The following is a 16,411-nucleotide window of genomic DNA, read 5'->3' on the forward strand; positions in this document are numbered from 1 at the left end:
TTCTCAACAGAAATCACGGCTGCTGGTGCGCAAGCGTCCCAGCAGATGCGACATGTCGACCAGGCGCTTGGCCACCAGGTTGCGCACGATGCCCTCGCGCTGCCACACGCCGTACACGCCCAGCAGCGGCGCACTCAGCACTTCGCGCCGCTGGCTTTCCACCAGGTCGGGCCAGACGATGACGTTGACCGTGCCCGTCTCGTCTTCCAGTGTCATGAAGATGACGCCCTTGGCCGTCCCCGGCCGCTGGCGCACGGTGACGATGCCGCAGGCGCGCGCCACTTGCCCGCTCGTGTACGTCATCAGCGTGGACGCCGGCATGAAACGCTGTTCCAGCAATTGCCTGCGCAGCAGCGCCAGCGGGTGGCGGCCCAGGGTCAGGCCTTGCGCGCGGTAATCGCTGACGATGCTTTCGCCTTCCGTGGGCGCGGCCAGCACGGGCAAATCTTCCTCTTGCGTCGTGGTGCGCAGCAAATCCTTGTCGGGCACGGCGCCGGCCGCCTGCCACAGCGCCGCGCGCCGGTGGCCGGCCAGCGCGTGCAGCGCATTGCCGGCGGCCAGCACCTGCAAGTCATGACGATCCAGGCCGCCACGCCGCGCCAGGTCGGCCACGTCGACAAAGGCGGCGATGGCGCGCGCATCCTCGATGCGCCGGGCCGCCTCGGCACGCATGCCGAACAGGCTGTTCAAGCCCAGGCGCACGGCGGGCGGGGCGTCCTGCCCTTCCTCCAATGCCGCTTCCCAGGCGCTGACAGCCACGTCTGCGGGCAGCACTTGCACGCCATGCCGGCGAGCATCCTGCACCAGTTGCGAGGGACTGTAAAAGCCCATGGGCTGGCTGTTAAGCAAGGCGCACAGAAAGGCGGCAGGTTCGTGGCATTTCAGCCAGGAACTGGCATACGTCAGCAGGGCGAAACTGGCCGCGTGCGACTCGGGAAAGCCGTATTCGCCAAAGCCCTCGATCTGGCTGAAGATGGCCTCGGCAAACTTTTTCTCATAGCCATTGTCCACCATGGCATCGACGATGCGGTCATGGTAATTGTTCATGCCGCCCTTGCGTTTCCAGGCAGCCATGGCGCGCCGCAACTGGTCCGCTTCGCCGGGCGTGAAATCGGCCGCGATGATGGCCACCTGCATCACTTGCTCCTGGAAAATGGGAATGCCCAGAGTGCGTCCCAGCGCCTTTTCCAGGCCCTTCGGATACTCGACCGGTTCTTTCTGCTGGCGGCGCTGCAGATACGGATGCACCATGCCGCCCTGGATGGGGCCGGGGCGCACGAGCGCCACCTCGATGACGAGGTCGTAGAATTCACGGGGCCGCAGGCGCGGCAGCATGCTCATCTGCGCGCGCGACTCGATCTGGAACACGCCGATGGTGTCGGCCTCGCACATCATGTCGTAGGTGGCAGGGTCTTCGCGGGGAATATCCTGCAGGCGGAACTCCTCGCCACGCCGTGCACCGACCAGTTCCAGGGCGCGGCGCAGGGCCGACAGCATGCCCAGCGCCAGCACGTCGACCTTCATCAAGCCCAGTTCCTCGAGGTCGTTCTTGTCCCACTCGATGACGCTGCGTTCGGCCATGCTGGCGTTTTCAATCGGCACCAGGCGCGACAACTTCCCGTGCGCAATGACGAAGCCGCCCGGATGCTGCGACAGATGGCGTGGAAAGCCCAACAACTGCTGCGCCAGGCCGGCCCACTGCTGCGACAATGCCGCTTCCGGGTCCAGACCGCATTCGGCCAGACGCTCCAGCAGATCGCGCTTGCCGTCGAACCAGCGATGCGCCTTGGCCACTTTTTCCACGATGGCCAGGTCGATCCCCAGCGCCCGGCCGCTGTCGCGCAAGGCGCTTTTCGGCCGGTAACTGATCACCACGGCGGCCAGCGCGGCCCGCTCGCGCCCATATTTGCCGTAGATATATTGGATCACCTCTTCGCGCCGCTGGTGCTCGAAGTCGACGTCGATGTCGGGCGGCTCGTTGCGCTCGCGCGACATGAAGCGCCCGACCAGTGAATTGCCGCGCGCCGGATCCACTTCCGTGATGTGCAGGCAATAGCAGACGGCCGAATTGGCGGCCGATCCCCTGCCCTGGCACAGGATGTTTTGCGAGCGGGCAAAGCGCACGATGTCGTACACGGTCAAAAAGTACGCTTCATACGACAGCTCGGCGATCAGTTCCAACTCCTGCTCGATCTGCTCCTGCACGTTGGCTGGAATACCCAGCGGAAAGCGGATACGGGCGCCCGCATACGTTTCCTCGCGCAGATAGGTGGCCGGCGTGTGGCCGCCCGGCACCAGTTCGTCGGGATAGTCATAGCACAGGCTGCCAAGGGAAAATTCGCACAGCTTGGCGATGCGCACGGTTTCCGCCAGCGCTTGCGGCGGATACACATTGGCCAGGCGCAGGCGCGCGCGCAGATGCTGCTCCGCGTTTTGCGCCAGCGCATAGCCGCACTCGCTCACAGGCTTGCCCACGCGGATCGCGCACAAGGTGTCGAGCAAGGGCTTGCGCGAACGCACGTGCATGCACACGTGGCCGATGGCCACCACGGACAAGCCCAGCGCCTGCGCCGCCTCCTGCACGGCGCCGCGGTGCGCGTCATCCTGCGCCCGCTGCAGCAGGTTCAGGCCAATCCAGCTGCGCTCGCCGCCAAAGGTGGCCGCCATCCACGCGCCTTGCGCGCGCAGCGTTTCGGGCTGGGCCGGATAGCTGGGCAGCAAGATCATCAGGCAGCCGGGCAGCCCCCGCAAATGGGCAAACTCGGCCGAGGGCGCGGTGAAATCGTCTGGCGTCAGCAGATAGCGCCCCTTGGCCGCCCGCGTGCGCGCCATCGTGATCAGCTCCGACAAGTTGCCATAACCGTCGATGTCTTGCACCAGCGCCAGCAAGGACAGGGCCGGACTGCCATCGGCCTGCGTCAAATGAAAGTGCGCGCCGATAATCAGCGGAAACCCGGCCCGCTTGGCCGTCGCATGCGCCCGCACGACGCCCGCCAGCGAGCACTCATCCGTAATGGCCAGCCCCTTGTACCCAAGCTGGACGGCGCGCGCCACCAGCTCTTCCGCATGCGAGGCCCCATGCAGGAAGCTGAAATTGCTCAGGCAGTACAGCTCAGCATACTCGGGTAAGACGGCGCCCCACATGATCTACCTCAATACTGTATATAAACACAGTATATTATACTCATCTGCAATCGGACTTATCGTTTATGCTCGTGTTTTACCTTGCACATCGCGCGCCATGATCGTCCACTTATTAAAATGTTTCGGCGCCGCACCCGGTGGCGGCAATGCGGCGCTGGTCGTGGAAAATGACCATGGCAGCGAAACGGCGCGCCAGCAATTCGCCCGCGAGCGCAATGTGAGTGCCTGCGTCTTCCTCGACCGGCAAGCGGACGGCGGCATCGTGCTCGACTATTTTTACCCGCACACGCGCAGTCCCCTGTGCCTGCACGCCACCCTGGCCGCCGCGCACGTGCTGCTGACGGCGCTTGGCGCCCCGGCAGCCTTGACGGTCACCACGGCCATGCGCGGGCAAGCCTTGCGGCTGCTGCGCCGCGCAGAAAATTTATTCATTGGCCTGGCACAGCAGCCGGCGCCGGCCGTCATGGTGGAAAAATATGTGCCGTCGGAACTGATGGGCCAGCACATGCACTTGCTGTCGCCGCCCGTGGTCGCCTCCGTCGGCAGCCCGAAGCTGCTGCTGGAAGTGGCCGACAGCACCATCCTGCGCGCGCTGCGGCCGAACCTGGAACTGATCGCCGACTGGAGCGCCTTGCACAAGGTTAACGGCTGCTATGCGTATTGCCGCACGGGCGAGAACACATACGAGGGACGCAATTTCAACCACCTCGACCCGGCACTGGAAGACAGCGCCACGGGCGTGGCGGCGGGCGCGCTGTCAGCGCACAGGCAACAGTCGCTGCATCTGCATCAGGGCCACGTGACGCAGCAGCCGTGTCTGATCGAAGTGCAATACAGCCCTGCGGAAATCCTGGTGGGCGGCATGGTGCAGCGCAGCACCTGAACGGGGCATGCCGCACCAGTACAAGGCAAGCCGGGCAGCGGCGAAAAGATAATCAACCAGGAAACAACAGTTACTACAAATTTGTAATAACAAAACAAAGTATCGCTGGTGAATGATGAAATGATGGCACTAGAATCAAGTCACAATACCACTTGGAGATACTGCGTGCCGACCCTCACCACCTTGCGTAAAGCAGTCCTCATCAGCCTGTACGGCAGCGCCGCCCTGGCCGCCTTCAGTCCCGCCGCCATGGCGCAGAGCAACGATCCTGCGGCCACGGAAGGGCCCGTGCAAACGGTCAGCGTGGTCGGCTCGCGCCGCGTCGCCAGTTCCGCCACCGATACCATGGTGCCGGTCGATATCATTCCCATTTCCAAGGTAGCCGAGCAAGGCGGCCAATTCGACCTGGCGCAATCGTTGCAATACATCTCGCCTTCGTTCAATTCCACGCGCCAGACGGGCGCCGACGGGGCCGACCTGATCGATTCGGCCGCCCTGCGCGGCCTCGGCTCCGACCAGACCCTCGTACTGGTCAATGGCAAGCGGCGCCACACGACGGCGCTCGTCAACCTGTTCGGCGCGCGCAACCGCGGCAATACAGGCACGGACATGAATGCGATTCCCTTGTTGGCGATCAAGAACGTGCAAGTGCTGCGCGATGGCGCCGCCGCCCAGTACGGCTCGGACGCCATTGCCGGCGTGATCGACATCGAACTGAAGAAAAGCCTGGGTTGCGAAGCGGTGGCCGGCTACAGCCAGTATTCCGCAGGCGACGGCAAGAATTACATGACCTCCGCCTACTGCGGCATCGCGCTGGGCGACAAGGGCACGCTCGCCATCACGGGCGAATACCTGGACCGGGGCCGCTCGAACCGCGCCGATTCCGACAGCATGCGCATCATCGGCGACACCAAGTCCAAGAACAAAACCCTTTACGTCAATGGCGACTACGCCACCAGCGGCACGGGCAAGCTGTACTTCACGGCCGGCACGCAGACGCGCGACGCCTCGAGCGCCGCGTTTGGCCGGGGCGGCATCGGCAGCGACGACATTCCGTCGCGCAATTCGGCGGCCATGTACCCGGACGGTTTCGTGCCTTTCATTAACGGCAAGATCGACGACCAGTACGCCACCATCGGCCACCGCAGCCAGATCGGCGAATGGCATGCGGATTTCTCGCAAACCTATGGCTACAACAAGATGCGCTACGACATCAGCCATACCCTGAATGCCTCGATCGCCAACCGCGATCTGATGAACGGCGGCAAGGGCATCAGCGCCAGCAACTTTGACGCGGGCGGCTTTTCGTTCCAGCAGCTGACCAGCAACGCCGACTTCAGCCGCTACTACGACACGGTAATGAGCGGCATGAACGTCGCTTTCGGCGCCGAATACCGCAGCGAGGAATACAAGATCATGGCCGGTGAAGCGGCTTCCTACATCGACGCCGACGGCGTGGGCGTGGGCGGCAATGCGGGCAGCCAGGGCTTTCCCGGCTTCCAGCCCGGCGACGCCACCAAGGCCCGGCGCCACAGCATCGCCGCGTATGGCGACGTGGAACTGGACTGGACGGAACGCCTGAAAACCCAGGCCGCCCTGCGCTATGAAAAATTCAGCGACTTCGGCTCCACCGTGACGGGCAAGCTGGCCGCCAGCTATAAAGTGGCGCCGAACGTGCTGCTGCGCGGCTCGGCCAGCACGGGTTTCCGCGCGCCATCGTTGCAGCAAGTATATTTCTCGTCCACCTTTACCGACTTCATCGGCGGCGTGCCCACCGACGTGGTGCTGGCGCCGAACGGCGGCACCGTCGCCAACGCGGCCGGTATTCCCAAATTGAAAGAGGAAAAATCCACCAGTTTTACCTTGGGCACCACCTGGACGCCCACGCAAGCCATTTCCGTGACGGCCGACTTGTACAACATCAAGATCAAGGACCGCATCGTGCTGTCGGGCCGCTTCAATGCCGACAATTACCCTGACCTGGCCGCGCGCCTGGCCCTGCTGGGCGTGGGCGAGGCGCAATTCTTCGTCAACTCCATCGACACGCGCACGCGCGGCCTGGACCTGACGGCGTCGCACAAGGGCGAACTGGCAGGCAACCGCCTGACCACCTTCCTGGCCTTGAACTTGAGCAAGACGGAAGTGACGAAAGTCAAGACGCCCGCCTCGCTGACGGGCTTCGAGGATGTCCTGTTGTCCGAGCGCGAACGCCTGTTCATCGAACAGGGCGGCCCCCGTTCGAAAGCCACCCTGGGCTTCGACTACGTCACGGGCAAGCTGGAATCGGACTTGCGCATCATCTACTTTGGCCCGCAAACCCTGGGTACCTTCAGCGGCACGGCCGCCGGCGTGCCCAACGCCCATTACGCGGCCAAGACCTCGGCCGACTTGAGCTTTACCTACAGCATCAACAAAAATACCAAGCTGACCTTTGGCGGCAACAACATCTTCAACGTCAAGCCGACCACGCAAAACGCGGATGAAACGGACAACGGCTTCAAATACGACAGCGTGCAGTTCGGCCTGAACGGCGCCTCGTATTTCGGACGGCTGTGGGTGAAGTTCTGATCACCGTGTCCGCCTGAAAAAACAGCGGCTGCGCCAGCATGGGCAGCCGCTGTTTTTATGTCGGCATCACCATTCAATGCTCCTCGCCCGCATAGATCCACATGGGCTCTGTTTTCCCGGCGCGCACGAAACCCACGGATTCGTAGAACGCGATGGCCCTGCCGTCCGCCGTCAGCATTTGCTGGTGAAACCCCGCGTATCTTTCCAGCATGGCCGCCATCATCTTTCTGCCGACGCCCTGGCCTTGCGCCATGGGATCGACAAGCATATGCGGAAAGTAGACAACCAGATGGCCATCGGAAATGGCATTGCCGATGCCAATCAATTTGCCATCGGCACGGGCCGTCACCAGGCTGTGGGAATTGCGCAGCGCGGCCATCAACTCCCTGGGTTTTTCCGCGGACGACCAGTGATTGGCCTTGTAGAGGGCTATCACTTCTTGCTCAGCGATCACATCATTCATGGAAATTTGCATCGGCACGGCCTTCTTTATGGATGACGCTGACCTTCGCAACGGGACGGTCCCAGCGTTTCGATCACATCACCATCTATTGTATCGATCCACGCCCACAAGTTCTCACAGCTCATACACACCCATGCTCCAGTAGCGGCTGCCTTGCCTGTTGCGGGCAAGCCAGCCCAATGCCTGCAGTTCCTTGCCGATCAAACGATTCATGATGCCATGCCCGACCAGCAGCACAGGCCCTTTGGCGGCCAGCGCAACAAGCCGCCCGGCGGCAGCCCTGGCACGCTGCCGGGTGATCGTCAGCGAGTCCGACCCGCGCGCATAACCGCAAAGCCAGAGCAGGCGAAAAATCGCTGCCCAGGCTGGAGGCGGCAGCCAGGGCGCTTTCCAGAGGGCAAAGGGAAGCTCCGCTTCCGTGAAAATCGCCTCTTGCGTAAAGGGGAAATCGCCCAGCGCCCTGGCCGTCGAGCATGCCCTGGGCGCCGTACTGGCCACGATGGTCGACGCGGAAAACGCTGCCACGGGGCACTCCGCAGGGATGCCGCCTTCCTTGATCAGCGATTGATTGTAGAGATCAATCCACTGTGCCATTTGCATGGGCGCTATCCAGCCACCCTTGGCGAGTTGCGGCTCGCCGTGACGCATCAATGTTATTCGCATGTCGTCAGATCACCTCGCACATTTATCAGTCCGTTTCATTGCCCTGCCGCTCCCGGCCAGCACGGCCGTCATGAACAATCTTTGCCCTGCGGCGGAAAGCACGGATAATAGCGCCTAACTCATAAGCACTGTATTGGATTACCTCATGGAAATTAAAGTCAACTTTCTCGACAAGCTGCGTCTCGAAGCCAAGTTCGACGATTTTACGGTCATCGCCGACCAGCCCATCCGCTACAAGGGCGATGGCTCGGCGCCTGGCCCGTTCGATTACTTTTTGGCATCGTCGGCCCTGTGCGCGGCCTATTTCGTGAAGTTGTATTGCGATACACGCAATATTTCCACTGAAAACATCCGCCTGTCGCAAAACAATATTGTCGATCCGGAAAACCGTTACCAGCAGATTTTCAAGATCCAGGTCGAGTTGCCGGCCGATATCTCGGCCAAGGACCGCCAGGGCATCCTGCGCTCGATCGACCGTTGCACGGTGAAAAAAGTGGTGCAGACGGGCCCCGAGTTCGTGATCGAAGAAGTCGAGAACCTGGACGCCGATGCCCAGGCCTTGCTGGCCCTGAATCCGGCCCCTGGCGCGAATACCTATATCGTGGGCAAGGATTTGCCGCTGGAACAAACCATCGCCAATATGTCGGGCCTGCTGGCGGGCCTGGGCATCAAGATTGAAATCGCCTCGTGGCGCAACATCATTCCGAACGTGTGGTCGCTGCATATCCGCGATGCGCATTCGCCCATGTGTTTCACCAACGGCAAGGGTGCGACCAAGGAAAGCGCGCTGGCGTCGGCCCTGGGCGAGTATATCGAGCGCCTCAGCAACAACCATTTCTACGCCGGGTCGTTCTGGGGCGAGGACATCGCCAACGCGCCATTCGTCCACTACCCGAACGAGCGCTGGTTCAAGCCGGGGCGCAAGGATGCGTTGCCGAAGGAAATTCTCGATGAGTATTGCCTGGACATCTACAACCCCGATGGCGAGCTGCGCGGCTCGCACCTGATCGACACCAACTCCGGCAATGCCGAGCGCGGCATCTGCTCGCTGCCGTACGTGCGCCACTCCGATGGCGAGATCGTGTATTTCCCGTCGAACCTGATCGAAAACCTGTACGTCAGCAATGGCATGAGCGCCGGCAATACCCTGGTCGAAGCGCAGGTGCAATGTCTGTCGGAAATTTTTGAGCGGGCCGTCAAGCGCGAAATCCTCGAAGGCGAAATCGCCCTGCCCGACGTGCCGCAGGCAGTGCTGGCGAAATACCCGGGCATCGTGGCCGGCATCGCCGGCCTGGAAGAGCAAGGCTTCCCCGTGCTGGTCAAGGATGCGTCGCTGGGCGGCGTGTACCCGGTGATGTGCGTCACCCTGATGAACCCGCGCACGGGCGGCGTGTTCGCCTCGTTCGGCGCGCACCCGAGCCTGGAAGTGGCGCTCGAGCGCAGCCTGACGGAATTGCTGCAGGGCCGCAGCTTTGAAGGCCTCAACGACTTGCCGCAGCCGACGTTTGCCAGCGAAGCCGTCACCGAACCGAACAACTTCGTCGAACACTTCATCGATTCGAGCGGCATCGTCTCGTGGCGCTTCTTCAGCGCGAAAGCCGACTACGATTTTGTCGAGTGGGATTTTTCCGGCCACGGCGAAAACTCGAATGCCGAGGAAGCGGCGACCCTGTTCGGCATCCTCGCCGGCATGGGCAAGGAAGTGTACACGGCCGTGTACGACCAGCTGGGCGCCACGGCCTGCCGCATCCTCGTGCCCGGTTATTCCGAGGTGTATCCAGTCGAAGATCTGATCTGGGACAACACCAACAAGGCGCTGCTGTTCCGCGCCGATATCCTGAACCTGCATAAGCTGGACGATGCCGGCCTGGAAGACTTGCTCGATCGCCTGGAAAACAGCGAGCTCGACGAGTACGGCGACATTGCCACCCTGATCGGCATCGAATTTGACGAAAACACGGTCTGGGGCCAGTTGACGACCTTGGAATTGAAGCTGCTGATCCATCTCGCCCTGCAGCAGTTCGAGGAGGCGAAGGAACTGGTGGAAACCTTCCTGCAGTACAACGACAACACGCTCGAGCGCAAGCTGTTTTACCAGGCCATGAACGTGGTGCTGGAAGTGGAGCTCGACGACGCGCTGGAACTGGACGACTACGTCGTCAATTTCCGCCGGATGTTTGGCAACGAACGCATGGACGCGGTGCTGGGCTCGGTGGAAGGCAGCGTGCGCTTCTTCGGCCTGACCCCGACCAGCATGCAGCTGGAAGGCCTCGACAGGCACCAGCGCCTGATCGACAGCTTCAAGAAACTGCACACGGCGCGGGCCAAGGCGGCGGCCCGCTAGCATCACCACCTGGAAGCGATGCCATGGCCACACTGGAATTCTGGTTCGATTTCGGCAGCAACTACAGCTACCTGAGCGCCATGCGCATCGAAGCTCTGGCGCGTGAAAAGAAGGTGCACGTGATCTGGAAACCCTTCCTGCTGGGCGTCGTCTTCAAGGCGCTGGGCTGGCAGACATCGCCCTTCATCTTGCAAAAACTCAAGGGCGACTACACGTGGCGCGACATGGCGCGCCAATGCGAAAAGTACGCGTTGCCATGGCAGCAGCCGAGTTCCTTTCCCCGCACGGCCCTGTTGCCCATGCGTGTCGCCTTGATCGGCGCGGACCAGGGCTGGATTGCGCCATTCGCGCGCCGCATGATGGCGATGAATTTTGCTGCGGACCGCGATATCGACAACATCGAGGCCGTCAGCGAAGCCTTGGAGGAGCTGGGTCTCGATGCGCGCGCCGTCCTGGCGCTGGCTTTAACACAAGACAACAAGCTGCGGCTGCGCCACCAGACCGAGCAGGCACAAGCGCTGAACCTGTTCGGCGCCCCCAGCTTCGTCAGCGCTGGGGAATTATTCTGGGGCAATGACCGGCTCGAGGATGCACTGCTGCATGCAGCAGCCAGCCACCGTTAAGCTCAATTCCCCGCCAGCGCCGCGATCTCTTTGCGCATGTTGTCTATCGCCCGCTCGTTATACTGGTCGGCGAAATACGCGTCGCCAAACAGCTGGCCCGCCTGCGCCTTGGCGCTCAGGTGCTGCAGGGCCAGGCCCCGCTGTTCGTTGAAGCGCACGGGGTCCACGTGCGCGTATTCTCTTCCGATGGCTTGCGTATACGCTTGATACACTTCTTCATCCTGCCCCAGGATGGCCAAGTCGGCGCTGAGCATGGCGTCCTTCAGCGCGTGGCTGATGCCGGGTCCCTGGAAATGGTCCGTGGCGCGTATCAATTGCGCCACATCGAGGTTGTCGCCCGCATCAAGGCCGCTGGCCAGCCACAGCTGGGCACTGGCCTCTTCGCTCGAATACAGGGCGTCTTCGTCGTGGCTGTAGACGGCGTCGTGGAACCAGAACGCCTTCTTGACCAGCGCGCTGTCGCGCTTGGGCGCATAGGTATTGTCGGCCCACACGCGGATTTCGGACAGGCCGTGCACCAGATGGTCGAGGTTGTGATAGTGGCGGTCCGCGCCGCCATACGCCTGCGGCCCCGTCAGGTGCGCAAACCAGTGGTCGGCCAGGGCGATGTCGGCCTGCGACGCGGTGGCATAATTCCACAGCGCTTCCCACTCCTTGCGCAGACAGTCGAGTATCCACGCCTGGTAGGCCGGGCCGGGGACGAATTTCTTCATGGTCCAGTTCCAGCCGACGGGCCCTTCCAGCGCCTTGACGAAGCTGGAACTGACGGAGCCGAGGTCGCGCGGCGGCATCACGAAGATGGTCTTGGCGCCCTGCAGCACATCCACATTGGTTTGCTGGATCAGGTTTTCATAGTCGAAATCGGCCGTCGTGCGGATGCCGCGTATCAGGTAGTCGCAGCCATGCTTTTTCGCCGCGCGCGCCGTGTAGTCGCCCTTGACGATGACCACCTGCACATTGTCCCAGCCGCACTCGCGCGCGCTCTGCTCGATGATGCGCTTGCGGTCTTCAGCGGGAAATTGGGGGCGCTTGGCGGGGTTTTGCGACAGGAAGACGATCACCTCGTCGGCGAGCGAACGCGCTTCGCCGATCACCCACATATGGCCGTTGGTGATGGGGTCGAGGGTTCCTGAAAAGCCGATCTTCTGCATGCTGCGCTCCGTTTGCTTGATTGCTTATTGCGCAGACAATATATGCCAGCGGCGCGCGCGTCAATGCAACATGCCAAAGATCATGATCAAAACGCTATTTTTTCACGGCTTGCGGGAATTCCACGCGCACGCACAGGCCGCCCAGGCGCTCGGATTTGTCCAGCACCAGGCGCGCGCCGTGGCGCTCGGCGATGGCCTTGATGATGGCCAGGCCCAGGCCGCTGCCGTTGGCGTCCGTGCCGGGCACGCGGTAGAAGCGGCTGAAGACACGTTCGCGTTCCTCGGGCGGGATGCCGGGGCCGCTGTCCTCCACCGACAAGGTCACGCCGACGGGGCTGGCGCGCAGGTCGATGTCGACCGTGCCGCCCTGCGGCGTGTATTTGATGGCGTTGTCGACCAGGTTGCGCAGCATGATGTTGAGCGCGTCGGCCTGCCCCGCCACCTTGGCCGCGTCCATGTGATGCAGGCCCAGGTCGATCTTGCGCGCCTGCGCGATGCCGGCCATGTCGCCCAGCGCGCGCTTGACGACGTCGTTCAAGTCCACCGCCTGCAACTGGTCGCCGCTGGCGGCGCTCGCTTCCTGGCGCGCCAGCACCAGCAACTGCTCGACCAGGCGCGTGGCCCGCTCGATGCCGGCGCTCACGCGCGAAATGGCCAGGCTGCGCTTTTCCTGCGATTCGGCCCGCTCCAGGCTCAATACCTGCAGCTTCAATGCCGCCAGCGGCGTACGCAATTCATGCGCGGCATCGGCGACGAAATGCTGCTGCGCGTCGAATGCCGTTTTCACGCGGCCGAACAGCAGGTTCAGCTCATGCACGAGGGGACGCACCTCGTCGGGCAAGCCCGCTTCCGAAACGGGCGACAAATCGTCCGCCTGGCGCGCCGCCACCTGTTTGCGCACGCGCGAAACGGGCGCCAGCGAACCGCTGACGACCCACCACACGACGAGCATCAATATCGGCGCCATCAGCGCGATGGGACCGACCGTGCGCAGCGCCAGGCTGCCGGCCATGCGCTTGCGCACGGCCATGTCCTGGGCGATCTGCACGGTCTGGGAACTGGTTTGCACGGAGAAGATGCGGTAAGTGGTGCCGTTGGCCTTCACGTTGGAAAAGCCCAGCACGGCGCGCTGCGGCAGTTCCGCGCGCGTGATCGAACGGAACACCTGCACGCCGTCCGGCGTCCACACCTGCACCACCATGTCGTTGTTGACGGGGTCGGCCGGCAAGGCTTGCGCATGGTTGGCCAGCGGCGCGCCGGAGCGCAGCGACAGGGCCATCTGCTGCATGTGATAGTCGAATATCTGGTCGGCGTCATACAGGGCGCTGCGGTAGGCGATCGATGCCTGCGCCAGGGCCGCCATGATGATGGCCGCCAGCAAAAACCACAGCAGGCGGCCGCGCAGCGAGTGCGTCACCGTGACCTTCATCCTCATGCCTTGGGCACCATGTAGCCGAGACCGCGCACGTTCTGGATCAAGTCGCTGCCCAGTTTCTTGCGCAAGCCATGGATATACACTTCCACGGCATTGCTGTTGACTTCATCCTTCCAGCTGTACAGTTTTTCTTCCAGCTGCGCGCGCGACAGCACGATGCCGGGACGCGCGATCAATGCTTCCAGCACGGCCCATTCGCGCGCCGACAGGTTGACGGGATGGCCTTCGGCGATCACCTCGCGTGTCAGCGGATTGATGGAGACGCCCTGGTGTTCGAAGACCGGTTCCGGCCGCCCCGAGGCGCGCCGCAGCAGGGCGCGGATGCGCGCCAGCAGTTCGTCCAGATCATACGGTTTCAAGACGTAATCGTCGGCGCCCGCGTCGAGGCCGGCGATGCGCTGCTCGATGGCGTCGCGCGCCGTGGCCACCAGCACGGGCGTGTCGAGCTTGCGCAAGCGCATCGAGCGCAGCACGTCGAGGCCATCCTTGCGCGGCAAGCCCAGGTCCAGCAGCACCAAATCATAGGTCTGCGTCTGCAGGGCCGTATCGGCCATGTCGCCATCCTTGACCCAGTCCACCGCGTAATGCTCGGCGCGCAGCAAATCGAGCACCACCTCGCCGATCATCGTATCGTCTTCTACCAGCAATAAGCGCATGGCTTGCCTTTCTATCTCGTTACTCTTGTTTTCAGCCTAAACGCACCGGAATAAAAATCTTGTCGGGTCCGCGCTGTATCAGCAAGGCGACCGACTTGGCGGATTTTTCCACCACGTCGCGCACCTGCTCGACCGTGTTGACGGGGCGGCCATTGACCGACAATAGCACGTCGCCCGGCTGCACTCCGGCATTCGCGGCAGCGCCGCCCGCGTCTTCCACCAGCAGGCCGGCGCTGATGCCCGCCTCGCGTTTTTCATCCGATTGTAACGGACGCAGGGCCAGACCCAGCTTTACCTTGCCGGCGGCGCTGTCGCCCTTCGCCACTTCGGCCACCTTGTCGGCCGCATTGCCCAGGGTTGCCGTCAGGCTCACGATCTTGCCGTCACGCCAGACATCCATGGTGATCTTGTCACCTGGCAAGGACGTGCCCACCAGCGCCGGCAAGTCGGCCGAGCCGATGATGCGCTGGCCATTCACCTTGCGCACCACGTCGCCCGATTTCAGGCCCGCCTTGTCGGCCGGGCTGCCCCGCTCCACGTTGGCCACCAGCGCGCCTTCCGGCGTGGCCAGCTTGAACGAATCGGCAAAGCCCTGGTTCACTTCCTGCACCGTCACGCCCAGCTTGGCGTGGCTGGCCTTGCCCGTGGCAACGATCTGGTCCTTAATGCGGCCGGCCAGGTCGATGGGGATGGCGAACGACAGGCCCTGGAAGCCGCCCGTCTGGCTGTAGATCTGCGAATTGATGCCGACCACTTCGCCACGCGTATTGAACAGGGGGCCGCCCGAGTTGCCGGGGTTCACCGCCACGTCCGTCTGGATGAAGGGCACGTTGCTGTCGTCCGGCAGGGAACGGCCCTTGGCGCTGACCACGCCGGCCGTCACCGTGCTGTCGAAGCCATAAGGGGAACCGATGGCCAGCACCCACTCGCCCACTTTCAGGTCGCTCGAATGGCCGAGCGGCACGACGGGCAGGTTGTTGGCGTCGATTTTCAGCACGGCGATATCGGTCTTCGGATCCGTGCCCAGCACCTTGGCGCGGAATTCGCGGCGGTCGTTGAGCTTGACGGTCACTTCGCGCGCATCGCGCACCACGTGGGCGTTCGTCATGATGACGCCGTCCGGGCTGACGATGAAGCCGGAACCGAGGCCGTGCGTGGGCACGTCGCGGCCACCGCGCTGCCCGCCTTGCGGCCCCTGGAAGCGGCGGAAGAATTCGAAGAAGGGGTCGTTGCCGAAGTCGTCATTGCCGGCCTGGGCCGATGGGTCGTAGGCCACCTTGGTGCTGCCCGTGACGCTGATATTGACGACGGCAGGGCTGTTGCGCGCGGCGATCTGGCTAAAGTCGGGCAAGGCCACCAGCGGCGCGCTGGCGGCGGGCGCCACGGCGGCGGCCACAGGGGCGGCGGGCGAGCCAGCGGCGGCGTTCGCGCCGGCATTGTTCTGATGCACCACCATGGCGCCACCGGCACCCAGCACACCGATCGCGGCCAGCGCGGCTACGGTGCGTTTGATTTTCAGGGATGCGGTATTCGTTTGCTGTTCCATGAATTGCTCCTCATTCAATGAGATTTTGATGTATGCAATAGTGGGCCACGAGTCTTAGGCGGTGCTTAACATTTTTCCATTTGGAAACAGGCATTTGCGCCTTTAAGCATGGCTTAATCTGGCCTGCCGCACGCACCTTGCATGGCGCTCAATGAAGGGCCCGAACGGGCTCCAGACGTGACACTGGCCGGATCAACCGGCCAGTATTTTACTGCATGGGGAGGGAGAAAACCCTCCCGGCCGCCAAGGCGCCCGGAGGGACGCCGGGGTCAGCTCACCTCAGATCAAGCTGCCTGACGCTGTTCCAGGGTGCTGACGGTGGCGCCAGTGCTGGTGCCGATCTCGATCTTGCGCGGTTTCAGCGCTTCCGGCACTTCACGCACCAGGTCGATGGTCAGCATGCCGTTTTCAAACGTGGCGCCCGTGACCTTCACGTGGTTGGCCAGCTGGAAACGCTGTTCGAAATCGCGGGCAGCGATGCCGCGGTGCAAGAACGTGCGTTCGACGCCATCTTTCTGCTTGCGGCCCGTGACGTGCAGGGAGTCGCGTTCGGTGATGATGTCGATCTCTTCACGCGAGAAGCCGGCCAGTGCCATCACGATGCGGTACTTGTCTTCCGACACCAGTTCGATGTTGTACGGCGGATAGCTCGGTTGCGCATCGGCGCGTTGTTCGTTGAGCAGCTGTGCCAGGCGGTCGAAGCCAATGGCGGAACGGTAGAGGGGAGCAAGGTCAAAAGTACGCATGATAAATATCCTTTTCAAATGAAGCGATAAGAGAGGCGGACCTCACCGTGAGCATCCGCTTGTTACCGATATACGGCCTCTCCAGCCCCTTTCAAGGCCTTGAAATTGGCGAAAAACGCCCCAGAGACCGCTCAATTTGTAAGAAATTTTTACATGGCCAGCCCAGGGGGGTTTTGCATGACCGCCCCT

At 62.7% G+C, this 16,411-nt stretch carries 12 protein-coding genes; 4 read left to right on the plus strand and 8 right to left on the minus strand.

Annotation, left to right across the window (positions count from 1 at the left end; genetic code table 11):
* Window positions 1–3 precede the first annotated feature (3 nt).
* Window positions 4–3,144, minus strand: coding sequence for an error-prone DNA polymerase (locus CLU90_RS11835; RefSeq protein ID WP_100428006.1), 3,141 nt, complete (start codon window positions 3,142–3,144; stop codon window positions 4–6).
* A gap of 97 nt (window positions 3,145–3,241) precedes the next feature.
* Here CLU90_RS11835 and CLU90_RS11840 point away from each other — a divergent pair, with 97 nt between their 5' ends.
* Both CLU90_RS11840 and CLU90_RS11845 read left to right on the plus strand, forming a co-directional pair.
* Window positions 3,242–4,027, plus strand: a complete 786-nt coding sequence (locus CLU90_RS11840) for a PhzF family phenazine biosynthesis protein (RefSeq protein WP_100428007.1) — start codon at window positions 3,242–3,244, stop codon at window positions 4,025–4,027.
* 123 nt (window positions 4,028–4,150) lie between these two features.
* Window positions 4,151–6,595, plus strand: a complete 2,445-nt coding sequence (locus CLU90_RS11845; protein ID WP_442906741.1) for a TonB-dependent receptor plug domain-containing protein — start codon at window positions 4,151–4,153, stop codon at window positions 6,593–6,595.
* 73 nt (window positions 6,596–6,668) lie between these two features.
* Here CLU90_RS11845 and CLU90_RS11850 read toward each other — a convergent pair whose 3' ends face one another.
* A complete protein-coding gene (locus CLU90_RS11850) occupies window positions 6,669–7,058 on the minus strand; it encodes a GNAT family N-acetyltransferase (protein WP_198511198.1) in 390 nt (129 codons plus the stop codon).
* Between the two features lie 114 nt (window positions 7,059–7,172).
* The gene (locus tag CLU90_RS11855) at window positions 7,173–7,721 is read right to left on the minus strand and encodes a histidine phosphatase family protein (protein WP_092710820.1); all 549 of its coding nucleotides are present in this window, start codon (window positions 7,719–7,721) and stop codon (window positions 7,173–7,175) included.
* Between the two features lie 145 nt (window positions 7,722–7,866).
* On the opposite strand from CLU90_RS11855, the gene CLU90_RS11860 reads away from it, so the two are divergent.
* Together CLU90_RS11860 and CLU90_RS11865 are read left to right on the plus strand one after the other, a co-directional pair.
* The gene (locus CLU90_RS11860; protein ID WP_100428010.1) at window positions 7,867–10,065 is read left to right on the plus strand and encodes an OsmC domain/YcaO domain-containing protein; all 2,199 of its coding nucleotides are present in this window, start codon (window positions 7,867–7,869) and stop codon (window positions 10,063–10,065) included.
* A 23-nt stretch (window positions 10,066–10,088) separates the two neighbouring features.
* Window positions 10,089–10,688 (plus strand): 2-hydroxychromene-2-carboxylate isomerase, encoded by a 600-nt coding sequence (locus CLU90_RS11865; RefSeq protein ID WP_100428011.1) that lies wholly within the window; start codon window positions 10,089–10,091, stop codon window positions 10,686–10,688.
* Window positions 10,689–10,690: 2 nt separating this feature from the next.
* On the opposite strand, the gene coaD is transcribed toward CLU90_RS11865, so the two are convergent.
* The 5 genes from coaD to CLU90_RS11890 form a co-directional block, all read right to left on the minus strand.
* Window positions 10,691–11,839: a pantetheine-phosphate adenylyltransferase gene (coaD, locus tag CLU90_RS11870; RefSeq protein WP_100428012.1), complete on the minus strand. Its 1,149-nt coding sequence runs from the start codon at window positions 11,837–11,839 to the stop codon at window positions 10,691–10,693.
* Window positions 11,840–11,933: 94 nt separating this feature from the next.
* Complete coding sequence (locus tag CLU90_RS11875) at window positions 11,934–13,268, minus strand: ATP-binding protein (RefSeq protein ID WP_034750754.1); 1,335 nt, start codon at window positions 13,266–13,268, stop codon at window positions 11,934–11,936.
* A gap of 2 nt (window positions 13,269–13,270) precedes the next feature.
* Complete coding sequence (locus tag CLU90_RS11880) at window positions 13,271–13,930, minus strand: response regulator (RefSeq protein ID WP_034750756.1); 660 nt, start codon at window positions 13,928–13,930, stop codon at window positions 13,271–13,273.
* A gap of 31 nt (window positions 13,931–13,961) precedes the next feature.
* Window positions 13,962–15,476 (minus strand): Do family serine endopeptidase, encoded by a 1,515-nt coding sequence (locus tag CLU90_RS11885; protein ID WP_100429438.1) that lies wholly within the window; start codon window positions 15,474–15,476, stop codon window positions 13,962–13,964.
* A gap of 284 nt (window positions 15,477–15,760) precedes the next feature.
* A complete protein-coding gene (locus tag CLU90_RS11890) occupies window positions 15,761–16,222 on the minus strand; it encodes an Hsp20 family protein (RefSeq protein WP_092710832.1) in 462 nt (153 codons plus the stop codon).
* Between the last annotated feature and the right edge of the window lie 189 nt (window positions 16,223–16,411).

The organism is Janthinobacterium sp. 67, from assembly GCF_002797895.1.
Classification (GTDB): Bacteria; Pseudomonadota; Gammaproteobacteria; order Burkholderiales; family Burkholderiaceae_D; genus Janthinobacterium.